20 protein-coding genes are annotated in these 26346 nt (G+C 43.9%); 11 read left to right on the top strand and 9 right to left on the bottom strand.

What is annotated here, in order from left to right:
- Positions 1 to 227: 227 nt before the first annotated feature.
- A complete protein-coding gene (locus V7K61_RS09025) occupies positions 228 to 1394 on the bottom strand; it encodes an AI-2E family transporter (protein ID WP_335052884.1) in 1167 nt (388 codons plus the stop codon).
- Between the two features lie 277 nt (positions 1395 to 1671).
- Between V7K61_RS09025 and V7K61_RS09030 the strand changes: the two genes are divergently transcribed.
- Positions 1672 to 2013: a hypothetical protein gene (locus V7K61_RS09030; protein WP_334839035.1), complete on the top strand. Its 342-nt coding sequence runs from the start codon at positions 1672 to 1674 to the stop codon at positions 2011 to 2013.
- 286 nt (positions 2014 to 2299) lie between these two features.
- Positions 2300 to 3724, top strand: a complete 1425-nt coding sequence (locus V7K61_RS09035) for an LCP family protein (protein WP_335052886.1) — start codon at positions 2300 to 2302, stop codon at positions 3722 to 3724.
- A gap of 70 nt (positions 3725 to 3794) precedes the next feature.
- Here V7K61_RS09035 and V7K61_RS09040 read toward each other — a convergent pair whose 3' ends face one another.
- From V7K61_RS09040 to V7K61_RS09070, 7 genes are all read right to left on the bottom strand, one after another.
- Entirely contained in the window at positions 3795 to 4868 is a 1074-nt protein-coding gene (locus V7K61_RS09040) for an anthranilate phosphoribosyltransferase family protein (RefSeq protein ID WP_335052888.1), read from the bottom strand.
- A 229-nt stretch (positions 4869 to 5097) separates the two neighbouring features.
- On the bottom strand, positions 5098 to 5739 hold the full coding sequence (locus V7K61_RS09045; RefSeq protein WP_335005687.1) for an FHA domain-containing protein: 642 nt from the start codon (positions 5737 to 5739) through the stop codon (positions 5098 to 5100).
- The gene (locus tag V7K61_RS09050; protein ID WP_335052891.1) at positions 5717 to 7849 is read right to left on the bottom strand and encodes a substrate-binding domain-containing protein; all 2133 of its coding nucleotides are present in this window, start codon (positions 7847 to 7849) and stop codon (positions 5717 to 5719) included. The genes V7K61_RS09045 and V7K61_RS09050 overlap by 23 nt, the downstream gene beginning before the upstream one ends.
- A 43-nt stretch (positions 7850 to 7892) precedes the next feature.
- Positions 7893 to 8573 carry a response regulator transcription factor gene (locus V7K61_RS09055; protein WP_335052893.1) on the bottom strand — a complete coding sequence of 227 codons (681 nt, stop codon included), beginning with the start codon at positions 8571 to 8573 and terminating at the stop codon, positions 7893 to 7895.
- 21 nt (positions 8574 to 8594) lie between these two features.
- The gene (locus V7K61_RS09060) at positions 8595 to 9716 is read right to left on the bottom strand and encodes a sensor histidine kinase (RefSeq protein WP_335052895.1); all 1122 of its coding nucleotides are present in this window, start codon (positions 9714 to 9716) and stop codon (positions 8595 to 8597) included.
- 540 nt (positions 9717 to 10256) lie between these two features.
- Positions 10257 to 11384: a hybrid sensor histidine kinase/response regulator gene (locus V7K61_RS09065; RefSeq protein ID WP_335052897.1), complete on the bottom strand. Its 1128-nt coding sequence runs from the start codon at positions 11382 to 11384 to the stop codon at positions 10257 to 10259.
- A gap of 3 nt (positions 11385 to 11387) precedes the next feature.
- Positions 11388 to 16592, bottom strand: coding sequence for a GAF domain-containing protein (locus V7K61_RS09070; RefSeq protein ID WP_335052899.1), 5205 nt, complete (start codon positions 16590 to 16592; stop codon positions 11388 to 11390).
- A gap of 247 nt (positions 16593 to 16839) precedes the next feature.
- On the opposite strand from V7K61_RS09070, the gene V7K61_RS09075 reads away from it, so the two are divergent.
- The 5 genes from V7K61_RS09075 (at position 16840) to V7K61_RS09095 (ending at position 20955) form a co-directional block, all read left to right on the top strand.
- The gene (locus V7K61_RS09075; protein ID WP_335052901.1) at positions 16840 to 17679 is read left to right on the top strand and encodes a Pvc16 family protein; all 840 of its coding nucleotides are present in this window, start codon (positions 16840 to 16842) and stop codon (positions 17677 to 17679) included.
- Between the two features lie 30 nt (positions 17680 to 17709).
- Positions 17710 to 19371 (top strand): phage tail sheath family protein, encoded by a 1662-nt coding sequence (locus V7K61_RS09080; RefSeq protein ID WP_335052903.1) that lies wholly within the window; start codon positions 17710 to 17712, stop codon positions 19369 to 19371.
- 138 nt (positions 19372 to 19509) lie between these two features.
- Positions 19510 to 19965 (top strand): phage tail protein, encoded by a 456-nt coding sequence (locus V7K61_RS09085; RefSeq protein WP_094347975.1) that lies wholly within the window; start codon positions 19510 to 19512, stop codon positions 19963 to 19965.
- 136 nt (positions 19966 to 20101) lie between these two features.
- A complete protein-coding gene (locus tag V7K61_RS09090) occupies positions 20102 to 20596 on the top strand; it encodes a phage tail protein (RefSeq protein WP_292714257.1) in 495 nt (164 codons plus the stop codon).
- An 11-nt stretch (positions 20597 to 20607) separates the two neighbouring features.
- A complete protein-coding gene (locus tag V7K61_RS09095) occupies positions 20608 to 20955 on the top strand; it encodes a hypothetical protein (RefSeq protein WP_181931614.1) in 348 nt (115 codons plus the stop codon).
- Here the strand turns inward: V7K61_RS09095 and V7K61_RS09100 are convergent.
- The gene (locus V7K61_RS09100; RefSeq protein ID WP_335052905.1) at positions 20946 to 21284 is read right to left on the bottom strand and encodes a hypothetical protein; all 339 of its coding nucleotides are present in this window, start codon (positions 21282 to 21284) and stop codon (positions 20946 to 20948) included. The two genes, V7K61_RS09095 and V7K61_RS09100, sit on opposite strands and share 10 nt — an antisense overlap.
- Before the next feature lie 175 nt (positions 21285 to 21459).
- Between V7K61_RS09100 and V7K61_RS09105 the strand changes: the two genes are divergently transcribed.
- The 4 genes from V7K61_RS09105 (at position 21460) to V7K61_RS09120 (ending at position 26308) form a co-directional block, all read left to right on the top strand.
- Entirely contained in the window at positions 21460 to 21843 is a 384-nt protein-coding gene (locus tag V7K61_RS09105) for a phage tail assembly protein (RefSeq protein ID WP_335052907.1), read from the top strand.
- Complete coding sequence (locus V7K61_RS09110) at positions 21807 to 21989, top strand: DUF6760 family protein (protein ID WP_083782463.1); 183 nt, start codon at positions 21807 to 21809, stop codon at positions 21987 to 21989. The genes V7K61_RS09105 and V7K61_RS09110 overlap by 37 nt, the downstream gene beginning before the upstream one ends.
- A complete protein-coding gene (locus tag V7K61_RS09115; protein ID WP_335052909.1) occupies positions 21986 to 23935 on the top strand; it encodes an FHA domain-containing protein in 1950 nt (649 codons plus the stop codon). Before V7K61_RS09110 ends, V7K61_RS09115 begins: the two co-directional genes overlap by 4 nt.
- 192 nt (positions 23936 to 24127) lie before the next feature.
- Positions 24128 to 26308 (top strand): CHASE2 domain-containing serine/threonine-protein kinase, encoded by a 2181-nt coding sequence (locus V7K61_RS09120; RefSeq protein ID WP_335052911.1) that lies wholly within the window; start codon positions 24128 to 24130, stop codon positions 26306 to 26308.
- The last annotated feature ends 38 nt before the right edge of the window (positions 26309 to 26346 follow it).

Consider the following 26346-nt stretch of genomic DNA (forward strand, 5'->3'; position numbering starts at 1 on the left):
GTTACTGGGGTGCTTGTGATTACAGGCATCCCTTTATTTTTTGCCCACCCTCTCACTTACTGATCGCTCACCTTTAGTCTAAAGTCCAGTAAATAAATAAATAAGAGGGGTAAAGGGTTGATAATAGTCGCCCACCATACGAGCAACAGTTTTATTACCCTTTCCCTTGCCCCTTACCGTTCCTGATAAATAACTGATGATACACTTGCTGCTCCTGCCTTCTTGTATTAAGGCAATGTTGCTTCAGAAATGCTCAAAGTTTTGTTGGCGTCCGCTTTCGAGGACTCATTTGCTGGAACGGATGCAGTTATCTCTCCAATGGCGCTGTCGTTTGTCCCGCTACCAGGACGCAAGGCACTTAAAGCAGTCTTAATCACAACAGCTGTAGGTACTGCCACAATTACACCCAACAATCCGCCAATTCTTGCCCCTGTTAAGACCGAAATTAAAATCCAAACTGGATTTAAACCAGTAAAACTGCCTAAAATTCGGGGGGCAATTAAGTTTTCGAGAATTTGCTGTACAATTACCGCTGCGATCAACACTCTCACACCCATTGAAAAATCTTGCAACGCTACCAACAGTGTAGTTATTGCGATGCCTACAGAACCGCCAAAGGGGACGAGAGCCATTAGGCCAATAGTTAGTCCGAATAGCAGTCCAAATGGCACTTTCAGCCACAAAAAGGTAGGAATAAGGGCTGAAGCCATACAGGTAGATAAAATCAACTGGGTGATGAAGAAATTTTGGAAGCTTAAGCGGACTGTTTTAGAGAAAGGCTCACGAAATTTGTTAGGTAGCCATTCGACTAAACTTTCCCAGAGTTCACCCCCGTGCTGTAAAAGATAAAAAGTCAAAACCATCGTCAAGAGAATATCTAGCAGACTAGTAACTGTGAGTACAGCTAGATTTAAAACTTGTCCGGCGATCGCTTGTAATTGTCCTTTGACGCGATCGTTGATTTGCACCACCAGAGCATCGAGGTTAATCGGTAAGCCAAAAGTCTCAGCTTTTCCGTTTAAGATCATTAACTGAGAGCGTCCAGAGTCGATTAAATCTGGCAAACGCGCCACCAGTTGTTGAGCTTGGGTAAGGGCCAAGGGAAAAAGTGTCACACCCAACGCCAATAAAATCGATACAGCCAAGAGAAATACTAGGATAGCGACTTGTTCTCGCCTAGCACCATGATGCTCCATCCAGCTCACGGGGTAGTTGAGCAGAAATGCTAGCACTGAGGCTCCAACTAAAATGACTATGAGAGAATGGAAATAATTAAAAAATACCGAAAGTGCCCAACCATTGAGAACTAGCAGCGGAATGAATAGTGCGATCGCCCCGATTCGCGCTATTGGAGTAAATGTTTGCCACCAGTCGAGTAGCTTACGTGTCTGCATTTTGAGCTGATTGCGGAATAGAACTAGATGAAATTTTTCTTTACAGCTTATTATCTCTAACTATATGAGTCTTATTCATCCTTCTAGTTTAGGAGTTAGACTAACCCCAATGAAGAATTTTGAACCAAAAGAGAATGGGGAGTGGGGAGCAGGGGAGCAGGGGAGCAGGGGAGCAGGGGAGCAGGGGAGCAGGGGAGCAGGGGAGCAGGGGAGCAGGGGAGCAGGGGAGCAGGGGGAGCAGGGGGAGCAGGGGGAGAATAATAATGCCCCATCCCCGATGCCCAAAACACAGTTGCTTTTACATTTAGTTCCGATCGTCGGCTTTTTTCCATCCTTGTGGACGCTCTATCGGGGCCAGGGTAGTCGGGAACAACTTGCGATTAGTCGTCTGTCTATTACTTTGGCCCTTACTTGGTTGTTGAGTTATCTATTATTAGCTACCGGAGCAGCAACTTCAGATTTTTTTCCGCTACGTCTATTTATCCTCAATAGCTTTCTCACGTCAGGTTACTTTTTAGTAAGTATTTGGTTGATTTTGCGCCTAATGCAGGGCAAATCTAGTCGTTTACCAGGGTTTAGTAATTTAGCTGAACGAGTGCTTGGCAAGTATTTATCTTAATTTTTTATGGTGATAATTTATCGGTGTTTTTACTGATTTTTGGAAAATTTCTGGCTGATTTATCTATATATCTAGTCAAATCCAGTTTATTATTGCCATACTTCAGTAAAACATCTCCAGGTTGTCCCAAAAAAAGAGTAAATGCTGCTATAAGTGTTGTGGTTGACACTACATTAAAAAAGTTAGCACCGATAATTAAGAGTTAGCTATTATGGGTTGATTTGTTTGGGTGTTTTTAATCTGCAAAATTACTGAATTTGATTAGTGAGTAAGTGTGAGGAAGTCTGTGACCATTCAAAGAAGTTCGGCGGAAGAAAACCAGTCGGGAAAAGCCTCAAAGTCCAATAAAAAAATTCCCCAAAACTCGACATCAGGACGTTGGCTGTGGTTTTGGGTAGGTATGAGTGGTATTGCGATGGTATCTGCAACTGCGGGGGCACTTTTGGCGGTGTCTTTGACCAGTACACCTTTGCAACAAGCGCAGCTAACTCCAAAGGACGAGGCGGCCTTTGATAGCGATCGCATTTCTGGAGGTGTGTTGCGATTTTCAGAATTAACTCGCCCGGTGAATCTTTTGGTGATGGGGATGAGCGTACTTCCCCCAGATATCCAAAACCCTCCAGAAGAAACCAAAAACCTCAAATACCTGCCCCAAGTCAACTCCTTTGATGGTCTTTCTGATGTGATGCTCTTGGTCAAATTCGATCCAGAGACGAAAAAAATAAATATGCTCTCCATTCCCAGAGATACCCGCACACAAATAGAGGGGTATGGAGTGAAAAAAATTAATGCTGCCAATGTTGACGGTGGGCCAGCTTTGACTGCCAGAACTGTCAGCAATCTCTTAGGTGGGGCGGGAATCGATCGCTATGTCCGAATTAACGTTTTGGGAGTTGCCAAGCTGATTGATGCTTTGGGTGGCGTGACTGTCTACGTTCCTAAAGATATGAAATATCAAGATGATTCTCAGCATTTATACATCAATTTGAAGGCTGGTAAGCAGCATCTAAATGGCGAGCAGACATTGCAATTGCTGCGTTTTCGCCATGACGAACTTGGTGATATTGGTCGGATTCAGCGCCAGCAAATGGTCATGCGTGCTTTGATGGAGCAAACACTCAACCCAGCTACTGTTGCTCAATTACCTAAAGTTCTTGATGTCGTGAAAGACCACATTGATACTAACTTGACGGTTGAAGAGTTAGTGGCGCTAATGGGTTTTGGAGTGCGGACAAATCGCTCTAATATGCAAATGTTAATGCTGCCTGGTCGCTTTAGCGAGAAAGGCGAGTATGATGCTAGCTATTGGTTGCCCAACAAAGATGGGATTGCCAAACTGATGGCTCAACACTTTGGTTTGGAGTCAGAACAGGAACAGCTGGCAACTACAACTAACCCCCGCTCTTTACGTGTCGCAATTCAAGATAGTACAGGTGGCGATCGCTCTAACCTGCAACCATTAATTAGAGCCTTAGAAAAATCTGGATATCGCAATATCTATGTGGCCAAAGCATGGGGTGAACCTCTAGACGTAACTCACATTGTCGCCCAACAGGGAGATGGTGACAGTGCCGAATCAATTCGCAGCACTTTGGGATTTGGCGAAGTGCGGGTGGAAAGCACTGGCAACCTTGGCTCAGATATCAGTATCCAAGTAGGTAAAGATTGGTTGGAACAAAAATCTATTTTGGAGAAGTCGCTGAGTAAATAATTTGTAATTCGTAATTCGTAATTCGTAATTCGTAATTAATTACGAATTGTGTGTGATTAAATCCATGTGTTTACACTGGCACAAATGCTGCTGACACTGAATTTACTACCTGGCTCAGTTCTTGGAGTTTAGCTGCTATTACACCATTGGTTAATAATTCTTCTGCTTTCGCTAAACCCTCTACCATATCTGAACAAATACCACTCCGCCATAGATAAAATCCGCCATTCCACAAGGCTGTTTGCATCAATTCACCTGGTTTACCTGCCAAAACCTCTTGAATATCCGCCACCAGTTCTTCAGTAGTTCCAAGGGGTACGTTCTTGGTAGTAAAGCCGTAATCGCGCGGTACGAGGTGCAATCGTTCTACCTCTTGGGGTGCTACGGATGAAGATAAGCTGATGATTGCAGTGCGATCGCGCGGTAAGTCGCAACTACCTTCCAATCCTTTGACTAATGTAAATTTTGTCACTCCTCGCAGTCCTAGAGCTATCTGAAACATCCCTTCTGTTGGCGGATGGACAAATCCAGCAATTACGTGAGCATCGCCAGCATAAGGACACCAAATTAGCTCCATTGTCGCCAACGGCGGACGTTTGCCAAGTTGGTCGCGGTACTCCCAAATACTTGTAGTTAAGGGAAAATGCTGAGGTAGATAAATAAAGCCGATTCCTGTTTGCTCAAACACTTGTTGAGTTTGTGCTAGGGGTAAAGTAGTCCAATCGACTCCTAAACCTTGCCAAATATCTATCAGCGGTAAGCCGTACTTCGTGGGTAAGCGATCGCCACCATGCATTACCACTGGTTGTCCCAATGCGGCAAGTAATAAAGCTGTGACAGGACTAATTGGTGCTGTGCGTGTCCTACCATCATAAGGTATGCCAAGAGCGATCGCTGGTCGCCCAGAGGCTATGGGTTGCAGTTTTGGCCCCAGTTCCTCATAAGCATCCAACATTCCAGCTAACTCTTCTCCCGTTGGACGCTTAATTCGGTGAGCAATCAAAAAGGCTCCAATTTGGGCTGGTGTCGCTTCACCCAGCAGCATCATTTTAGTAGCGGTGGCTGCTTGGGCGCGAGTTAAATTCTCAGCTGTGTGGTTTCCGCTGCCTACTTTTTGCAGAAATTCCCGAAATACATTGCTCATTTTTCCTTTGTCCTCTGTCCACCGTCATCTGTCCATTGTCCTTTGTCTTTCGGGATAACTGAAAATGACTCATGACCGAATATTGGATTTAAGAAGGTAAAAATGAGTCGTCAACAGCAGAGTTTACTAAATTATTTAGCCCAGAAGTTGGTCTATCTTTAACAAAGGGCTTAAGCTTGTTGTTAAGCCCCCAGTCTTGTTAATTAAAAGTTATAAAATCAGTTTTTTACTACACAATATATACAGTGAAATTAACTAGGTTATCCTGACCAAATCGCAGCAAATCACCATTTAGTAGGCGATACTGCATACCGGGAGTTAGAGGATTGTTGTTTAAATAAATACCATTTGTACTCATATCAACAATCATGTAAGAATTTTGCGACCAGTCCCAATCGACTCGCGCATGACGACGAGAGACTATTCCCTCACTGGGAATGCCGGTCAAGTCAATTTCTGGCGGCGCTATTCCTGGACTCTGACTGCGGCGACCAATATAACCTCCTTCCCCAATGAGGTGAAATTCTCTGCCAGTGCTATGAATCAGCTTTAAGGCTGGCGCTCTTTGAGGCGGAGGAGTATAAACAGGTGGTGTTGGTTGATAGGAAACTCGTGGCTGATAGACTGTTGAATAATCAATGGGGGCTTGTTGGGGAGCTTGGTAGTTAGGTTGGTCTGTAGGGGGCCGCTGATACTGAACAGGTGGTTGACTAGGTTGTTGTTGAATAGGTGGAGGTTGACTAGGTGGTTGTGGTGTAGGAGAAACTACATTACCCACAGGGGTGGAACACCAGGGACAAACCTTAGCATTGTTAGGCAGGGCGCGGTTAAAATATTCGCAACTAGGATTAGGGCACCGATTTGCAGGCATAAGAATTTATATCATCAGGCATAGGTTGTAAAGCTACAAGACCTACTTTACTAAGTAAACACTGACCCTGACGAGTAGTTAGCATCTGGGCAAATGTAGAACCACCAGGTAGGCGGTTGCTGTCTTTAGGGTACACTACAAAAATAGGGTATCCCAAGGGGTAGCTTTGGAAAGTTGTGACATCAACATAATAATCATCATGTTGACACAAATCATCTGAAGGATTTATTGAGCGGCGATCGCGCTTTTGAAACAGAGGTTGAATAGCGGACTTTTTACCATCTGCGATCGCTAGAGGATAGCCAGTACACTGACTCGAAGTTTTACTGATAATCCCAAAACTGATAATACCAGTAGTTCGCCCATCTAAAGTTTCACTGCGTATCAGGTTTTGGGTTTTTGTTGTATCAAGTTTAGTAACTTTCGCTGCAAATAAAGCTTCGTCTTGAGGGGCATTTTGCAGAACTATTTGTTGAAATTTACTGATTGCTTCCGGTTCGGTTGGGGCAAAAGGTTTCACAGGCAGATTTGGAAGTTTGGGATTAATCTGCTGCCAATTAGTAATTTTACCTGTGTAAATTTGACGCAATTGCTCAAGATTGATTTGCCCCCCAAGAGCATTGGCAAGATTTGAGTCTCTTTTATTAAATGCGACAAAAACAAGTAAACCATCATAGGCTACTGGTTTTTTCGCAAGTTTATCTGTAATGTTGTCTACTAAACTAGTAATTGCAAAATCTTTTTTGTTTGTTTGAACTTCTTCGATACTTTTAATCGGATTATTTATATTTGATGACAAAACAGATTTATAGTCAAATGTTGCTGTTGCATCTGGCTTTGGTTTGGTCAATAAATCTCCTAAACGGCTGTTGTCCACTAATTGCGTTAAAACAAAACTCCATGTACTATCTTTTTCTCCTGTGTAGGTAAATTGTCCAGAAGGAACGTTGGGTACTTCTGAGAAATTCCGCACAAGTCTAGACCATTGGATATATTGATTAGGATTATCTGTTTTCCTGCCCCAAAGCCAATACCAAATTCCCCCACCAAGTAGTAATAAAAATAGGATTACTAGCAAAATTAAGGGTGTTGGTAAAGGCTTTTTTATTTCTTGAGAAGCTGTAGAACGTGCCGAACTTTTAGCACGATCTTCTTGAGGAAGTTCTAATAGTGCTTTACGAGCCGATTCTGCACTCTCAAAAGGAGTTTCCAGCCCAATTAAACGATAAATAAATTGCTTTAAATAGCTATCGGTATCCGGCCATTGTTGATTATCTCTAGGGTCGAGAGGCTGGTTAGATGAAAAATTAGTTGTCCGCCCTACCCATAAATAAAAGGCTAATAATCCTAATGATTCTAAATCTTGCTCAGGTCTGGCGGGAGCAGGTTGAGGAATAATTGGGGGAATAAATAAGTTTTCCCAGATAGCTAAATCACAAAAATATATAGAAAATTTTTGATTATTTTCTACTTTAATTAAAGTACTATCTAAATTGATATTGCCGTGAGTGATACCCAGTTGTGTTTGATTGGAGGGAAAACGCAGTTTTTGAGTGTGGAGAAACTGGAGAGTTTGTAAACCTTGATTTAGTACCTCACGCACATCAAGAGATGTCATTGCTCCCTTTTCTATGAGATACTTACCTAAAGTTTGGGATGACTCTATGCCTTGAGTAATTAAATAACAGCGTTCTCCTTTTTCATCTGCGATCGCTTCTTTAGTTTCCACCAGACGGAAGTTTTGAATTCGACTATCGGCTAAACTTACTCCACCCACCCGTTTAAAAGTCTCTTTCCGCTTTTGAGTCTCACTTTCATTAAAAGAACGATTGGGGAGCAGGTATTCTTTGATGATGACAGGTTGTTTGTCCTTGAGTTGAACACCTGAGTATAAGCGCCCTAAACCGCGCACACCGACAAAACTAGTTATTTGATAAGTTCCCTGACTTCCTTTAATCTCAGCCTCCTGTGGTAAAGTTGCTGGAAAACCACATTCCAAGCAAAACTTAGCACCCTTGATTTGCTGTGCCGTTTGGAAGGGGCGATCGCAACTTAAGGGAGAATTGTACGAGCAGGGGTATTCTTGATAAAAAGATTCAAATGAAGCCATATACAAAAAGTTTCGTGAATTGCACCGACTACTTCCGTCGCGCTCAAGCATGAACTAATCCTAACTTGAGGGCAGTCACAATCGCTTGAGTCCGGCTAGTAACCTTCAATTTTTCAAAAATACTGGTGAGATGCGCCTTAACAGTAGCAACTGTTACATACAAATGTTTAGCGATTTCTTCATTAGAAGCACCTTGAGTTAACCAGTATAAAACTTCTTGCTCTCTTTCCGTTAAATGCACCTCATGACACGCTTTTACACAAGAATCTGAATAAGCCTGAAAAAACCGGAAAAATCGACTAGCAACTTCTGAAGGTAGATAAATTTCTGACCTAGTTACAGTGTCAATAGCTTCACATAATTGGGTTGCCACACGATTTTTAAATACATAACCTGCGGCTCCTCCCTGCATAGCTCTAAAAATCCAGTCGTCTTCTTGATGAGCCGACAATACTAAAACTTTGCCACTGTAAGCAGCTTCTTTAAGACGTGCCAGAACTGTAATTCCATCACATCCTTTCAATTGCATATCCAGCAAAATTAAATCTGGACGCTTCTGGGTTGTAAACTTTAAAACTTGCTCAACAGAATCTGCATCACCAATAACTTCTACAGGTAACGCAGAATTAATACTATAAAAATTTAGGAGAGTACGTAAACCTTGACGAAAGCGTTCTTCGTCATCTACGAGTAAAACTGAAAGTTTATTACTATCATTAATCATATTTTTATGATGAATTATAAATTAATTCACGCTCCTTGACCGAGGCAAAATCATCGAAAATTGTGCCCCACTTTCTGATAAAACTTGCGCCCAGATACTTCCTTGATGATCTAGAATAATTTTTTTCGCAATAGTTAAACCCAGTCCTGTACCTCCTTTTCGTCGGGAATAAAATGGGGTAAATATTTTTTGTAAGTCCTCTTGAGACAATCCTGGCCCTTGATCGGAGATTTTAATTAAAACTTCATCTTGGAAAATCTGCCAGCTACAGGTAATAGTTCCTGAATTAGGACTGAAATGAGCGGCATTACTGAGGATATTATCAAAAACTTGTTTCATTTGTAATTTGTCTATCTTCAGTATTGTCGATGTATCGGGAATCAATATTTTTAGTTTTTTCTGATTAATTAGAGGTTGTAAATTTGTGAGACTTTCAACCACTAAACTTCTTAAATCTTGAAGTGTTACCCTTAATTTTGCACTTTGACCGCAATCAATTAGTTCGTTTAAATTAGTATCTAAATCTTGTATACTTTCGCCGATGATTGTTGCTTGCTCTTGCCAAGGGCTATCCTCTAAACCTAAGCAGAGATTATGTGCATACAATCCTATGAGTCCTAGAGAGTTACGTAATTGATGCCCCACTCGATGCAAGATATCTTCTAAAAGTTTAATTTCAGTTTTTTGTCTGGCATAGTCCAAGGAAATATCTACATACTTACTCAGCAGCATAGCAGAGCGTTTTACATATAGTTGTAAACTCGACGAGAGAGGTTCATGAGTAATGATTTGAATATATTCAGGTTTTTGATTTCTATAGGATATGGGGCAAATATAAGAAATGGATGAAAAGTCCTTAAGTTTAAATTCCTGTAAAGTCAAAACAGGCGGAAAATCTGTCAGCCATGCTTCTGAACGCAAATAAGCTAAAGTTTTCGGGGAAAAAGGAACTTGGTCTTGACCGTAATTTATCACCTCTTGATTAGCTCTCAATAATGAATCATGATAGACAATTCGAGCGAAAAAAATTGGATACTGACTAGTTAACTGCTCAGACTCAAGCTGACAAAAGCTTTGGATGTCTGAGGAACTCAAATAATTAGAGCCATTGTCTAGTTTTTGTACAGAAAAGCCTAGTGTCATAGCTTCACTCGCTTTTTGCAACCAAATGTTTTTTATTCTGCTGACCAGTATAAAATTATGCAGCCTCAAGAATGTTTATTTTTTTGTTAAGTTATCTTTGTAACTAATTAATACAAAGAATTATTAAGTTTACATTTAAAGCCGCATTTCGTTTCCCTAAGTATATATAGGTACTATATACCTATTATTTACAACACTTGGATGAATCTGTTCGTAGAGAGCGCTGAAGCGCTCAAATCAAAGACTAAAGTCCTGACTACGAACTTATTCATCCATGATAGGACTTACGCACAGGTAATGGAAAACGAACCACAGAGGACACTGAGTTCACGGAGGAATGAGAGTTTGAGAGGGTTTTTGCGTAAGTCCTACATGAAAGTTGGACTGGCGCTCTAGGGCAGGCTTTTCGGTCTACTCCACAAGAAAAAATGTCATGCGTCCAATCAAGAACTACTCAAGATTAATCTACAAACTGAAGTTGCTACTTTTCGGATTCTTAAAAAGCTAATATTCTCCGGTCTTCTCAATCATCATTTTGAGCTAGTTTTTCAAGTGTGCCATTCCAATATGTACCGTTGTTTCCTGTTGATAGACACTTGAAATTGAGAACTGCCCACCACAACGTTCGACGATTTTTTGCACAAGCTTTAAGCCCATGCCTATGCCCTGCTGTTCGTAGGTTTTGCGTTCAAACTGCATGAAAGCACCGATTTTAGATATCTGTTCTTCTGTCATGCCCCATCCAAAATCATGAACAGAGAGATTTAGCATTCCTGCCACCACCTGACTACTGATCTTAATCGCTGTCCCAGTGTGGGAGAATTTGAGCGCATTACCAACTAATTCATCGAGGATAATCGCTAGATATCGCTCCGATATTGACACCTCAGCCTCCTCAATTGCAAAGATGAAATCGTTGCTGCGATTAACACTTTGAGGATGAGATTGCAAAGCCGCTTCAATCGCTGCCATTGAAAAGTGAGTTGACTGAGGTTCGATTTTTTGCTGCTGGTGTGTTGATAACTCTAGTTCTAAATAGATCAAGAATTGTTTGGTTAATTTTTCTAGGCGATGGGCGGATTGATCTGCCAAGCCTAAAAATTCACGGATTTCGGCAGTATCCATGTCGTCAATATCTTCGATGAGTAGGCTGATGATTCCGACAATGCCATTTAGTGGTGTATTGAGTTCATGGGGTAAAGTAGAAACCAAGTTGCCGCGCAGTTCATTCAGTGTGCTTTCCAAGACTTTGATGGTACTTGCTTGGATATTCGATAAAGCTTGGATGTTATCGTACTGTTGCTTAATCCTGAGCATTGAATGAATGCGTGCCCGCAATTCGATAGCATTCACGGGTTTACTAATGAAGTCGTCAGCACCTGATTTTAGGCAGCGAGCGAGGTCTTCTTTGGCGGTGAGAGCCGTCACCATAATGATCGGAACTGGCTGCCATTGCGGCATGGCTTTAATTAGCTGGCACACTTCTATCCCATCCATTCCCGGCATCATCAGGTCTAGCAAAATCACATCTGGCTGAAATAGGTTGAGAGATGCGATCGCCTCTTGACCACTGGCAGCATAGTGTAGCAGATAATCTTGCTTACTTAAGAGGGTTTCAATCACATCAAAGTTATCGGGTTGATCGTCAATTACTAAAATAGAGGGCATTATTTATTTGTTAGCCTTTATTCCAATTAAAAGCTGTTGAATAGTGGTGGCCAGTTGCTTGAGCTTCACGGGTTTAGTTAGGTAGTCGTTGGCTCCTGCTTCTAAACAGCGATCGCGATCGCCGGTCATGGCTAACGCTGTCAAGGCAACGATGGGAATATCAATCAAGTTAGAATCGAGGCGAATCTGTCTCATTGCCTCTAAACCGTCCATTCCCGACATTTGGATATCCATCAAAATCAAGTCAGGCTGGTGAGTTGCGGCCAGGTCGATCGCTTCTTGACCATTTGTTGCTAAGAGAATCTGATAGCCCTTGGCACGGAGGTAGCTAGAAACTGTACTGATATTGGCTTGGTTATCTTCTGCTAGCAAAATCAGGGGGGCAGGGTGCGAATCGTTGGCAGGAGGAGAATCCAGTTTGAGAATCGCAGCGGGTTGATTACCTGCCGTCAAGTCCGGCGAGAAGGGGGAACCGGGAGTACAGGGTAACTCAATCGTGAAGCAACTGCCCACATCCAATTCACTGGTTAGCCCTACCCTACCGCCGTGGAGTTCGACAATCCGCTTCACCAATGCCAGTCCCAATCCTGTACCTGTATATTGACGGTTCAAGGCGCTATCGATTTGGACGAAGGGCTGAAATAGTTGTTTGATATTCTCTGACGAGATGCCGATGCCTGTATCGTTCACGGCAATTCGCAGAAAGTGTTGCTCTGAGGAATCGGTAGTATCGGGGGAAAGTTGAGCAACTTCTAGAGTAATGCGTCCCCCCTCTGAGGTGAATTTGACCGCATTGTTCAGCAGGTTAATTAACACTTGCCGAATGCGGCGTTCATCCACGAGCAGGTCAGGTAGATTCAGCTGAAGTTTGATTTCAACCTTAATTCCTTTTTGGAATGCCTGCTGTTTGATAAACGCCAGACTGGATTGACATAGATCGCCCACTGAAGTTGAGGTGAATTCCAGTTTAATCTGTCCGGCTTCAATAGTTGCCACATCCAGGATATCGTTGATCAGCTCCAGCAAATGAGAGCCGCTGCCCTCAATGGTTTGCAAGGCTTTGAGTTGTTGCTCGTTGACGATGCCAAATACTTCCTCTTCTAGCCCTTCGGTCATGCCCAAAATGGCGTTGAGGGGGGTGCGGAGTTCGTGGCTCATGTTCGCCAAGAATTCGTCCTTAAGGCGGGTGGCGCGGGCGAGTTCTTGGTTAGAAATTGCCAGTTGTTGATTGCTCTCGGTTAGCTTTGCCTCTGCCTGCTGTCCTTTTGCGAGTTCTTGTTGTAATTGCTCAAACAGACTCGCTTGCTGAATGGCGATCGCTAACTGGTTGGCAATTTGTTGCAGAAGTTGCGCTTCCGAGTCTTTCCACACTCGTTTTTCTTGGCAGGCATGGACAACCAAAACCCCCCACAGCTTGTTATTTTCCCAGGGGGCAACCCAGCGATGGGTTTCGCTACCTCGCACCTCTTGTAAAATCGGTGCGATAATTTTCGACTGGATTTGACCTTCGAGAGAGTATTCCACCAGGCAATCCGTCCAAATATCGTTCATCACATCGGGGACAATGCGGGGCTTGCCCTGCCAGTAGCAATCGAGGATTTCTGGAGACCACACTTCGTCATCCCAGTGGCGGTCTTTGAGGGCGGGGAACTCACCAGATAAGGCTTCTTCGACAATTTGACTTCTGCCATCAGCAAAGAGCCGGAAGACGATAACGCGATCGCTGTGCATCACGTCTTTGACCTGCTGAGTCACCGTTGCCAGGATCTCGTTGATATCTAGCGACTGGCGAATTTTTTGGATAATCGCCCCCAATGCGTGTTCTCGTCGCAGTTGCAGGGCAATTTTCGCTTCGGCTTGCTGCCGCACCAAGAGTTCCGACTGGATTTGCTCGTAGAGATTCGCTTGTTGAATGGCGATCGCTAACTGGTTGGCAAGTTGTTGGGTAAAGTCAATTTCAGACTGCTGCCAGTGGCGGGTTGTCGCACATTGATGGATGCACAGCAAGCCCCACAACTTATTACCGCAGAGGAATGGCATAATCAGATTGGCACGCACCTGAAACTGAGACAGGATGTCACTGTGGCAGCTTGTCATCCCACCGTTATAAATATCATCGACAACATAAGACCTACCCAAGGCATAGAGGGATGAATAGTTTTTGCCAAAGCAGTGGTCGTGTACCCGAATCGCCACCACTGAGGAAAACCCTTCTACAGCTGATTCAGCCACAAATTCGCCGTCATCAAAGTTGGATTCGGGATAAAATTTGAAAATGCACACCCGATCGGCCTGAATCACCGAGCGGATTTCCTGGCAAGTGATGTCGAAAATGGTCTGGAGGTCTAGGGATTGACGAATCCTCTGGGTGATTTCTCGTAGCAGTTGTTCTCGTTCGACCTGTTGGCCAATGGTTTTCTCGGCTTGTTTGCGATCGCTAATATTAAAGTTAACTCCAATCATGCTCTGGGGATTGCCCTGAGCATCTCGCACCAGCACCCCATAGGCTTTAATAAAGTGAATACTTCCATCGAGATGCACAACCCGAAACTCGGTATCGTATTCTGCCTGTCCTAAAACGGCTTGCTGGGCTAATGTTTCGGCGGCAGTGCGGTCATTGGGATGTAGCCTGTTTGCCCAAATGTCGTAGAACACAGGGGAATCAGATTGTTTTGTGACACCATACAGTTCGTACATCCGCTCATCCCAAAGGATGGTATTTTGTAAAATGTCCCACTCCCAACAGCCGAACGCCCCAGATTTCAGGGACAAGGCGAGGCGCTCCGATAGTTTATGGAGTTGTGCTTCAGCTTGTTTGCGCTGGGTAATGTCTCGAAAGATACCCCGCGTGGCGATCTGCTGTTCATCTTGAAACTGACAATTGATATTCCCCTCGACGATGATTTCTCTGGCATCTTTGGTCAGGAATCTGGTTTCGATATCTAAACTGAGTGCGTCAGTAAATAGGCATTGGATCGCTGTCTGGAAATGCCCAAGGTCATCGGGATGGATCACCTGGAAAATAGACAACTGCTCCAAATCGGCATCGTTGTATCCCAAGGTTTCTTTCCATGCCCGATTCACAAATAAAATTCGACCGTCGGGCGAAACGCTTTGGATCAAATCGGTGGCGTTGTCGAAAAGGTCGCGCAGTTGAGCCTCTCGCGCTTGGAGTTCTTGAGTCCGCTGTTTTACCCTCCCTTCCAAGTCCTGATTCAAGCGATGTAGTGCATTGTTTGCCACTTGACGCTGCAATTCTGCGGCTGCCCGCGCTGCAAATACCTGGAGGATGGCGATCGCTTCGGCGCGTTTCGCCTCTCCCAAGGGCTGCACGTCTAAAATGCAAAGGTTGCCAATCCCATTGCCCAGATCGTCTTTTAAGGCAATGCCCAGATAGCTATCTGCCTGCATGATCGCCAAGTTGGAATTGTCAGGAAAGAGTCCTTGAACTTGGCTTTGGCAGTGAAATTCCCCGTCTCTCAGGACATATTCGCAGGGAGTGCCAGCCGGATAGTAGGAAATTGACGGCTGTAAGGCTCCATTTCCCCAGAACCCCAAAGTATGGAGTTTGTCGTCCACCAGTTCGGCGACGAGGGCATAGCGGACATCTAACGCTTCGGAAATGTGGCGCACTAAAGCTGGAAAAAAGTCCTCTCCAGTGACGGCGGCGGTTCCTGTCACCAGTTTTTGCAGTGTTAATTCCGCCCGTTTGCGTAAGCGTAGCTCCTCGTAGACATCGCTAATATCAGTAATCGTACCCACATAACCAATCACCTGCCCCTCGGCATTCTGCTCCGCCACCGCCTGCCCATAAACCCAAATTACTGTACCGTTGGGGCGTTGAAGGCGATACTCTCGGCGAAAAGAGCGGTTTTCTTGGGCAGATTGATACCACTCTGCCGCGATCGTGTCTCGATCGTCGGCGTGCAACCCTTGTCGCCATCCGTCTCCGGTGGCGGCTTCTGGGGTGAGTCCGGCAATCTGACACCAGCGATCGTTGACATAGGTGCAATTAAGAGCCGCATCGGTGCGAAAAATCCCCACGGGGGCAGAGGTGGTTAATGTGATATAGCGCTGTTCGCTCTCCCGCAGCCGAGTTTCCGCTTGTTGGCGCTCGAGCAGTTGCTCTTGCAATTTTTGGTATGTAATGGCTTGCCCAAGGGCGATCGCCAGATGCATTGATAAGGCTTGCAGCAGTTCAACTTCTTCCGGCAACCACTCCCGCGCGTGCTGGCTTTCGGTGGCATTGAGGAAACCCCAGAATTGATCGCCGCACAGCAGGGGCACCAAAATTTTGGCCCGGGTTTGAAGGCGGTTTAGCATATTGCGGTGACAATCTGACATTTCGATTGTGTAGATATCCGGCACGACACGAATCCGCCCCTGGCGATAAATCTCCGTGCAGTCTTGCTGAAACCAGGTATCGTTAATCTGCTCGGCCATCAGTGACAGTGAGGAGTTGGTGGACTCGGCGACGACGATCATTTGCGAATCTCCATTCAACTGCCAAATGTTAACGCGATCGCAACCCAACAATTGCCGCACCTGTGCTACAGTCGTCTCCAGAATGGTTTGCAGACTCAGGGAGGAGCGGATTTGGGTAGCGATCGCTGCCACCAATTTCTCCCGCTCTGCCTTCGCTCTCAGCGCGATGGTTCGGGCTTCAACTTGTTGTTCTAGTGCGACGCTAAGGGTTTCCAATACTTCGATTTTCTCTGCTTCTAACCGCAAAATATCTATATTGCGGGAGATTTGCCGTAGACTTTCATCAGTCACCAGCCCCACCAGGCGATCCTGCTCATCCAGGATGGGTAAGTAGCGAATCTGATGCTGCTGGAGCAGATTAATCGCAAAAAATAAATCGCTAAAAGCAGACTCGTGCAGGGTGATGACTGGATGTACCATCACCACCCGAATCGCTAGATTCTCTAGAGAACGCTGCTGGAGACTCAGGCGCACCACGTCCCGCTCTGTCAAAATACCTAGCAACCGCCCGTCTTCCACTACCAACACGCACCTCGATCGGGACTCTAGATATAGTTGATCCAGTTGCCCATCCGCAGTTTTAGTGGTATTATTAACAGCCCGCACGCCGATAATTAGGGCGATCGCCTCCATCACCATCGTATCCGGTTTAACTATCAGAGGATCGCGGGCGATCGCAGACTTCAGTTTTGATGGAGTGAGAGCCGTTGCGCGGTTAAACATTAATGTAAAAGCATTTATTTTTTATTGTTCCCGTTAGCAATACATAAGTTGCTTAAACCGCCAAATTCTTAAACGTTGAGAGCGTTGGGGTTTTGGGCAGATCGGAATATCGAGCGATTTGCCTTGCCGCTTTCCAAAATCGCGCCTCACCCCTATCTAAAAAATATCGACAAAAGTCTAATTAACTTTAGAAGGCTTATACAGATACTCTAGATGCATCTGGATTAGCTACCAGCAGAACACCTTCATGCTTATCTTCGTTCTTCAAACTTTAGCCGAAATTCTCGCTGGAGGAACCTCACTTACCAGTACAGAGCAAATTGACTTTAGCCATCCTGGTAATCGTAGGGAAGAGGGAGCAGGCCCGACTCTCAATTTATACATTTTTGATATACGTGAGAGTAAGCAGGTACAACATTCTGGCAGGCAAGTAGAACGCAAGCTAACACGCGCTCTACAACCTGCCACTGTAAATTGGGCACCAGCTTGGTTTGATGTTTCGCTGCTATTAACAGCCTGGGATAGAACAGCTTTAGGTGAGCATCACTTTATTAGTGAGGCGTTGACTGTGCTGTTGCGCCATCGCACCTTGGAAGAGGAGTTTTTGGTTCCTGAATTACGGGGCTATGGTAATTTGAACATGACAGTTGCCCTAGAGCCGCCAATTGAGATTGGCTCTTTATGGAGCGCTCTCAGTGTGCCATTGCGTTCAGCGTTATATTTGACAGTCACAATACCCTTCGAGCCACAACCGACTCCAGTGCCTTTGGTTTGGGAGCGAATTTTCAATTTGCGAAATCAATTGTCTCGCGATAGTGACAGTCTAGTTCTAACTAGGCGAGTTGCGATCGCGGGTATTGTCAAAAGTTCGGTGACAAATCTGCCCTTGGTAGCGACAGAAGTGGCTGTGAGGGGAACTGAAAAATCCATATTAACCACTAAAGAAGGGTTGTTCTTCTTTGAAGACCTTCATTTAGGTAATTATGTTTTGACTCTGAATCATCCTGGCTATTTACCCCAAAACGTCAATGCATTGGTAGATAACCAAAGTAATACTTTCAAAGAAATATTTCTAACTCCTGAATAATTAGATTTTTACTGACTTGGAGAGACTTTCATGGCTAGACTTGATTACTTTGCTCCTGGTGTCTACATTGAAGAAATTGACCGGGGTAGCCGACCAATTGAAGGTGTTAGCACGGCGGTTGCCGGATTTGTCGGCTTTACAGAAGACGTTCGCGGTGGGGCTGAGTTATATAAGCCTGTTCTAGTAACCAATTGGACGCAATATCTCAATTATTTTGCCCGTCCCAACTCTGACGGGTTCACCGACTTCAACGCCTATTTACCATTTTCAGTCTACGGCTACTTTATGAATGGTGGCGGTCGCTGTTGGGTAACAAGCATTGGGACTCAGTTACCAAACGCACCCAGACCGGCAACTCCAGAACCGGCTACTTTAAGAATTAACTCTAGAGGTAATCGTCCAGCCCTCCGCTTTACTTTGCGTGCTGAACAAGCAGCAGGCGGATTAGTAAATATCGTTATTATTGATGGTTCGCCCCGCGCCCTACCCGAAGGGACTGAAGGAGAAGCGCCTCCAAACACGGGTGAATATTTCACCATCGAAATTCGTCGGGGAGATGAACTTCTAGAGGAATATCAGAACTTGACAATGAACCGCGAACCTGCTGGTCAAACAGCAACTTATGCGCTAGCGGCATTGAGAAATTCCATGTATGTGACTGTAGAAGACATCACTCAAAGCGGACAGCCTTTAGCTCGTCGCCCCGTTAATGGTCAATATGAGCTAGCACCGCCCATTGTCGCCGCCCCACCCGATAGATTTTCGCAAAATTTAGAAGGGGTTCGAGACGATCGCACCGGGGTACGCGGTATCTTTGAAGTTGATGAAATCACAATGCTGGCCTGTCCTGATGTGATGCGGGCTTATCAAGAGCAAGTACTGAATTTAGATCAAGTTCACGGCATCATCGAACTGATGATTAGTATGTGCGAGGGTTCTGCCAGTGGCGATATTCCCAATCCGCCCAACCGCATGGTTGTACTTGATTCCCCACCAGAAGCCGTCAAACCGCAACAAGTAGTGGAGTGGTTGAACAGATTTAACCGCCGTTCCATGTTTGCGGCCCTTTATTATCCTTGGATTAAAGTACCTAATCCACGCGATCGCGGTAATCCAATTTTAGTACCTCCTTGCGGTCATGTGATGGGTGTTTGGGCCCGCACCGATGAAACTAGAGGAGTTTACAAAGCCCCAGCAAATGAAGTTCCTAGAGGCGTAATCGGTTTGGGCTATGACACAAACTTCCGCGAACAAGAACTATTAAATCCCTTGGGGATAAATTGTATTCGCAACTTCCCCAATCGAGGTATCCGCATTTGGGGCGCACGCACTTTAGTTGAGCCAGATAAAACAGAGTGGCGTTACATCAGTGTGCGTAGATTAATTAGCTATATCGAAAAATCCCTAGAACTGGGGACTCAGTGGGTAGTTTTTGAACCGAACGACCAAGATTTATGGGCGCGTGTCACCCGCACCGTCAGTAACTTCTTAGAACGTATCTGGCGTGAAGGTGCTTTATTTGGGGCATCTCCAGCCCAAGCATTTTATGTGAAGTGCGACGAAGAATTGAACCCACCAGAAAACAGAATTTTAGGACGTTTATATATTGAAGTCGGCGTTTGCCCAGTCAGACCGGCTGAGTTTGTTGTTTTCCGCATCAGCCAATGGAATGGCATTGAAGATAGCGAATAGAGCAAGAATTCTCCTCTTGTAGAGACGCGATTTATCGCGTCTTTCTTTCCCCATTCCCCATTCCCCATTCCCCATTCCCCATTCCCCATTCCCCATTCCCCATTTCAAAATTAATTACACACAAAGGAGTCTAAAAGTATGGCAGGCGAATTTTTAACCTCTTGTAAGTTTTACTTCGAGGCTGACGGAATTACTGATAAATTCATCAAAGAAATTAGCGGACTAGGCGTTGAAAATACACCAGCGCAAGAAGTCCACGGTTCATCTAAGGGCGCTAAACTAATGCGTCAAGCTACACCAACTGTTGTTAAATTTACCAACATTACAGTAAAAGTCATCGCCACTGATGATATAGACCTTTATAAATGGTATCAAGACTGTAACGAAGACATGGGCGACCCTCGGAAGTGGTCACAGAATCGTAAGACTGGTTCGGTGGTTGCTTATGACCAACAAGGCTCAGAAAAAGCACGCTGGAACATTGTCAATTGTTATCCCTGTAAATACACCGGGCCTACCTTAACTGCTTCTGGTGGTGATATGGCGAATGAAACTGTTGAATTGGTTCACGAAGGAATTAAACGAATCAAATAATCGTAATTACGTAAAGCCTGCGGCATAGCTTTGCTTAGAGCGTAGCGGTAGCGAGTCAGCAAGCGTCATTACGAATTACGTTAGCGTAGCGGTAGCGAGTCCGCGAGCGTCATTACGAATTACGAATTATTTAACAGTGGTACAATCCGCAAGCCGAATTCCAGAAGTTCTTACGGCCCATCGGTTCTATTTAGAACTGACACTAGAAGGTCAAAACGATGCCAATTGTTTTTTTTTGGAGTGTCAAGGCTTCAAAAGAACCCAAGAGGTTATTGAAATTACTGAAGTTACTTCTCAAACCTGGGGTACAAAAGGGCAATCAAAAGGTCAGGTAGTGAGAACTAAGCTTCCTAGCAATCCTAAGAGTGGTAATCTCATTCTGCGTAGAGGAACCACTAACTCTATGGATTTTTGGAAGTGGTTTGAAAAAGTCCAACAGGGTAATTGGTCACAGCAACGTAGACTTGTTGCTTTATCTATTTATAATCAGGCAAATCAAGAAATCGCTAGATTTGAATTAGCCGGTGCTTGGCCTGCAAGTTACAAAATTGCCGATGTCAACGCCCGCAGCCATGACATCGAAATTGAGGAAGTGGAGGTTGCTTTTGAGGAATTTAAACGCGTGAAGTAATTAGGAGTACTATGTTTCCCACAGAGTTTGAATTTACATTGCCAAAAGGGTATCTAGACTCTGAAGGCAACCTCCATCGCAAAGGTGTAATGCGGTTATCAACGGCGATAGACGAGATTGCACCCTTGCGTGACCCCCGCGTTAAAGCTAATCCCGTTTATGCCACAATTATTATCTTGGCGCGAGTGATTACCCACTTGGGTGCTTTATCAGAAGTTACTCCTGCAATCGTGGAAAACTTTTTTTCCCAAGATTTAAATTACCTCCAAGATTTTTACCGTCGAATCAATGGCTTGGAAGGCGAAACTTCCATACCAGAAGATACAGTGAATTCTCCCGAAGCACTTCTTCATAATTGAGTTTGGCATTGGGGAGTGCTGAGTGCTGAGTGCTGAGTGCTGAGTGCTGAGTGCTGAGTCCTGAGTCCTGAGTTCAAAAACTCAATGTTCAAGTAAAAAGGTGCAACTTCCGAGTTCAAAGACTCAACCTTCAAGCAAAAAGGTGCAACTTTCGAGTTCAAAGGCTCAACCTTCAAGCAAAAAGGTGCAACTTTCGAGTTCAAAGGCTCAACCTTCAAGCAAAAAGGCTCAACTTTCGAGTTCAAAGGTTCAACGTTCAAGCAAAAAGGCTCAACTTCCGAGTTCAAAGGCTCAACGTTCAAGCAAAAAGGCTCAACTTCCGAGTTCAAAGGCTCAACGTTTAAGCAAAAAGGCTCAACTTCCGAGTTTTAAGCTTGAAACAATAATATTTCTTCCTAACTCCTAACTCCTAACTCCTAACTCCTAACTCAGCACTCAGCACTCAGCACTCAGCACTCAGCACTCAGCACTCAGCACTCAGCACTCAGCACTCCCCAATAACCTATGCGCCGTAAAAAGGATACTCTCTGCACAGAATTTGCTTTCACTCTTCCTAGAGGATTGAGTGATGGCGAACAACGAGTACATCGTCATGGGATGATGCGTTTAGCCACCGCCAAAGATGAAATTTTGGTGCAACAAGAGCGCAAAGTTCAAGAAAATCCGGCTTACGGTGTCTTGGTAATGCTTGCAAGGGTTATCACTCGCTTGGGCAGTTTCAATTCTGTTAGTCCTGATTTACTCGAAGGACTGCTCTTACATGACATTGCCTATCTCCGAGAATTTTATAATCGAATCAATCAACAAGGCAATGTACACATTCCGACACAATGTCCCCACTGTAATACTCAATTTTCAGTGGAGCTAGAACTAGCGGGGGAGTCGTAAGCTACCCCTCTGATACTTTATATGAGGAGGTAGCTTTTATTGCTTATCATTTCCACTGGTCACAAGATGATATTTTAAATTTAGAACATACTACCCGTCAGCGCTGGGTGGCAGAAATCAATAAAATTAACCAAAAATTAATATGAAAGTAAAAGTTAGCTACTCACCAAATCTAAGTGAAGTCAATGAAGTTGACCTTACCATAGAAACTACACCGAGAGGAGAATGGTTAATAGGCCGTTCTCCTGATTCTGATTTACTCTTAGATAGCCCTGATATCAGTCGAGTACATGCTAAGTTTTTTGTTAAAGGTGGAAATTACTACTTCTCTGACCTTGGCAGTAGAAATGGCTCAATATTTAATGGGAAACAAGCTGAAAAAGATCGACCATATTCTTTGAGTGATGGAGATATTATTCGGATTGCAGATTATGTTTTGATCTTAGAAGCTGTTGCTCCCGTTTATGAGCAACCAGAGACAGTCTTTAGAATTATAGATCCTTCACTGTTTTCTCGGCCGCGATCGCCTGAAAATATCAGCACTCCCAATGTCGTTAATCCAGCGCCAGAGGTAGTCAACGAAGTTCCAGCGCCCATTAGCCAAGAAATAGAAACACCTTCCCCAGAAATCAGCGAAATCTCCGAAGTTGTTTCTACTCCAAGTGATGATGTCATCCCGGTTGTTGAGATAATCCCCCCTGAAAACATCATTCAGCCAGCAGAAGCAGTTAGCGAAGTTCCACACGATGTTCGTAATGAAATTGTGGATTTGCGGACATTAGTTACACCAGAAGTCAGCGAAGCCTCAGAAGTTTCTTTGCCTGAACCTGATAACGCCATCGCTGCACCTGAAAACATCATTGAAACACCCGAAAATGAAAGTGTCCTTCCAGAAGCTAACCACGATGAGGCTGTAGACTTTGAAGCAGCACTGGCAACAGAATCTACTTTCGTACAACAGCGTGATACAAGTGCTATTCCAGACACTACCTACGACGAGAATGCAGAGTTAGAGGCAGCACTAGAAGCAGAAGTTACCTTCGTACAGCCACGCGATATTTTCAACGAAGTTCCTGCACAAAGTGCTATTCCAGAAACTACCTACGATGAAAATGCCGAGTTGGAGGCAGCACTTGCAGCAGAAGTCACCTCCGTACAGCCACGCGATATTTTCCACCAAATATCTGAGTCAGAAAGTGACATTCCCGAAGCTACTCATGATGAAGTCGTAGATTTGGATACGCCAGTCGCAGAAGAAACCAGTGAAGTTGTTGAAGACACAGAAATTCAGCCGCCAGAAGCATTGAGCCAAGTTACACTGGATATAGATGAAGCGATAGATTGGGATGCGTCAGTTACAGCAGCAGATAGTGTAGATGTTGACGAAGTAGAACCTACTTTTGCAGTGGATGAAACAATCAGCGAAGTTTCTCAAGTATCAACTGCACCTGATGATGCCGTTGCGGAAGTTTTAAGCAATCAATACATTGATTTGAGTAATACAAGTACTGAAGAAGTCAGTGTAGATGTTGATGATGTTTCTGCCCAAGTAAGTGAAGTTTCCGACTCAGATGATATTCCATCTTTGGAAACAACAGAAAGTGGAGCTACTGATAGCATCAGTCAAACTATTGAAGAATTTCCGGTAGTAGAAGAAGCTCATTTTGATGAAACTCCAGAAGAAACAAATATTAGTGAGTTTCCTCAAGCAATCATTGAAAGAAATATAGTACTGATTGCTCATGAAAGCAAGAAATCAGAACTTGCCGAATTAGTTTCCGAACATCAGGAGTTTTTCTCGCAGAGTTTTACAATTACCTGGCCATCTGTTGGTGAAGTTTTACATCAACAGGCAGGGATAACGATTAGTCAACAAACTCCCGCACCAACTTCTGGAGGATATCAAACAATTGCTTCATTGGTTGGAGCCGGAGAAATTGTAGCAGTTATTTTCCTGCGAGATTTGTTGCAACCTCAGCCAGGTCAAGCAAATGAAGAAGCACTGTTAAGATTATGCACTATTAATCAAGTTTTATTGGCTACTAATTTGTCAACAGCAGAGGCGATTGTGCATTATCTGAAACACATATAGCAATTCTAAATTAGCCACGAACAACAAGATACCCGACTTATTAAATAAGTTGGGTGTCTGCTCATATTGGTATTTGTAAGTAAAATATGATTACTATATTTTTTGAAAAGTTACAAATTGCGTAGAATAATTTCGATATTAAAAATTAATCTAAAAATCTAGGTATATTTTAAAGTAAAATCGATTGCAAAAATGGTTGTAAAGTTTAAAAGTTTATTTAGACAGCCAGTTATTCTTTCAAGTGCGATCGCTACAATTTTACTAGTAGGAATTCAAAAACTGGGGGTTTTCGAGCCTCTAGAAATGAAAGTCTACGACCAAATGATGCAATTACGTGCCGACCCAGGCCCAGACTCTCGTTTATTAATTGTTGCTTTAAGTGAAAAAGATATCCAAAAATGGAATTGGCCCCTGTCTAGCGAACTTATAGACAGGCTATTAGGCAAACTTGAAGAATATCAACCGCGAGTCATTGGTTTAGATATTTTTCGTGACTTACCAGTACCACCTGGTCATGACAAGCTACTGCAACGCCTCCAACAGAGCGACATCATCATTCCTATCTGCAAACATTCTGGTTCTAACAATCCGGGAATAGCACCCCCAAAGGGCGTTGAAGCAGAGCGAGTAGGATTTAATGATGTTGTAGAAGATACTGATGCCACAATTCGCCGCAATCTATTATTGGTAAGTGCAGAGGAGTCCGATTCTTGTCAAAGTACCTATTCTTTTAGCTTACAACTAGCACTCAAATATTTAGAAGTTGGAGGCATCCAACTAGAATTTACCCCCAAAAAGGAACTACAACTACGTAATACTGTATTTAAACCTCTGCAAAGTAGCGCTGGCGGCTATGAAAAAGCAGATACTAATGGCTACCAAATCTTGCTTAATTACCGTTCTGGTCATCAGGTTGCCCAGCAAGTAACTATTACAGAAGTACTTGCAAATCAAGTTAAACCAGATTTAGTTAAAGACCGCATCGTTTTGATTGGTTCAACAGCTAATAGTTTAAATGATATTTTTAATACGCCCTTTGCTAGCGGGAAGTCAGATAATTCTGGCAAAATGGCCGGAATTGAAATTCATGCCCACAGCGTTAGTCAAATTCTCAGTGCTGTTCTGAACAAACAGCCTCTATTTTGGTTTTTGCCTGAGTGGGGTGAAGTCCTTTGGATATGGGCATGGACTGTAGTTGGTGGGTTGCTGGTATGGCGGATTCAACATCCACTAGGCTTAGGATTAGCAGCAGCAACAGCCCTGGCAGTATTATTTGGAGCCAATTTTGTCATTTTTACCCAAGCTGGATGGTTCCCAGTCATACCTCCGGCGTTGGGGTTAGTATTTACTGCCGGCAGTGTCCTTGCCTATAGTGCTTATCAAACCAAGCAAGAGCAAAAAGAAATTACCCAACGGGTTCAAGAACACCAACAATTAATTCTAGAATTACAAAATCTTTTACGGCAGCGCGGCAACGCCTCAAACGAAGCGCCAACGGTAATTGTTGATTCCATTGGGCAAGAAATTGCACTAGGCACGGTACTAAATAACCGCTACAAAATTACTCAACCCTTGGGTTCTGGGGGATTTAGCAATACTTATTTAGCTGACGATATCCAGCGTCCTGGTAATCCGCAGTGTGTGGTTAAACAGTTGCGACCTCCCCGCCAAGATGCAGAATATTTAAATGTTGTCAGACGCCTATTCGACGCGGAAGCAGAAATTTTAGAAACTTTAGGTAAGCACCCACAAATTCCTCAACTGCTAGCTTTTTTTGAAGAAAATCAGCAATTTTCCCTAGTGCAAGAATTTGTTCCAGGGCACGCTATGGATAAAGAGCTAACTGCTGGGAAGCGACTAAAACAAGCTGAAGTTGTGGAGATACTCAAAGAAGTTTTAAACGTGCTGGTTTTTGTTCACAGCTATGGCGTAATTCATCGAGATATCAAACCTAGTAACTTGATTAGGCGAGAATCAGATGGGCACATTGTTTTAATTGACTTTGGCGCTGTTAAGCAGATTCAACCCCAGCAGCAAGAAGCTCAGACTATTTCAATTGGCACTCCTAGTTATGCACCTTCTGAACAAATGAGTGGGTTGCCAAAACTCAACAGCGATATTTATGCGTTGGGAATTATGGGAATACAAGGTTTAACTGGGGTAGAACCTAGAGAGTTTCGTAGAGACACAAATACTGGTGAAATAATTATCCAAAGTCAAGCTGATGCTAATCAACAGATTTGGCAACATTGGCGCGAATTCACTGACGCTACAGACGAGTTAGTGATGATTTTAAATAAAATGGTACATTTTGATTTCACTCAAAGATATCAGTCAGCCGCAGACGTGCTTAAAAATCTCGAAGGTCTTTAGTACTTTTTTATCAACGCTAAATTGCTTAGAAAAAAGCT

Source organism: Nostoc sp. (genome assembly GCF_036918015.1).
GTDB lineage: Bacteria > Cyanobacteriota > Cyanobacteriia > Cyanobacteriales > Nostocaceae > Nostoc.

Coding starts and splice junctions, on each gene's coding strand:
- V7K61_RS09055 (WP_335052893.1), bottom strand. CDS start 8,573: ATGATTAATGATAGTAATAAACTTTCAGTTTTACTCGTAGATGACGAA.
- V7K61_RS09040 (WP_335052888.1), bottom strand. CDS start 4,868: ATGAGCAATGTATTTCGGGAATTTCTGCAAAAAGTAGGCAGCGGAAAC.
- V7K61_RS09075 (WP_335052901.1), top strand. CDS start 16,840: ATGCTTATCTTCGTTCTTCAAACTTTAGCCGAAATTCTCGCTGGAGGA.
- V7K61_RS09085 (WP_094347975.1), top strand. CDS start 19,510: ATGGCAGGCGAATTTTTAACCTCTTGTAAGTTTTACTTCGAGGCTGAC.
- V7K61_RS09080 (WP_335052903.1), top strand. CDS start 17,710: ATGGCTAGACTTGATTACTTTGCTCCTGGTGTCTACATTGAAGAAATT.
- V7K61_RS09105 (WP_335052907.1), top strand. CDS start 21,460: ATGCGCCGTAAAAAGGATACTCTCTGCACAGAATTTGCTTTCACTCTT.
- V7K61_RS09030 (WP_334839035.1), top strand. CDS start 1,672: ATGCCCAAAACACAGTTGCTTTTACATTTAGTTCCGATCGTCGGCTTT.
- V7K61_RS09065 (WP_335052897.1), bottom strand. CDS start 11,384: ATGCCCTCTATTTTAGTAATTGACGATCAACCCGATAACTTTGATGTG.
- V7K61_RS09115 (WP_335052909.1), top strand. CDS start 21,986: ATGAAAGTAAAAGTTAGCTACTCACCAAATCTAAGTGAAGTCAATGAA.
- V7K61_RS09045 (WP_335005687.1), bottom strand. CDS start 5,739: ATGCCTGCAAATCGGTGCCCTAATCCTAGTTGCGAATATTTTAACCGC.
- V7K61_RS09060 (WP_335052895.1), bottom strand. CDS start 9,716: ATGACACTAGGCTTTTCTGTACAAAAACTAGACAATGGCTCTAATTAT.
- V7K61_RS09025 (WP_335052884.1), bottom strand. CDS start 1,394: ATGCAGACACGTAAGCTACTCGACTGGTGGCAAACATTTACTCCAATA.
- V7K61_RS09050 (WP_335052891.1), bottom strand. CDS start 7,849: ATGGCTTCATTTGAATCTTTTTATCAAGAATACCCCTGCTCGTACAAT.
- V7K61_RS09095 (WP_181931614.1), top strand. CDS start 20,608: ATGTTTCCCACAGAGTTTGAATTTACATTGCCAAAAGGGTATCTAGAC.
- V7K61_RS09070 (WP_335052899.1), bottom strand. CDS start 16,592: ATGTTTAACCGCGCAACGGCTCTCACTCCATCAAAACTGAAGTCTGCG.
- V7K61_RS09120 (WP_335052911.1), top strand. CDS start 24,128: ATGGTTGTAAAGTTTAAAAGTTTATTTAGACAGCCAGTTATTCTTTCA.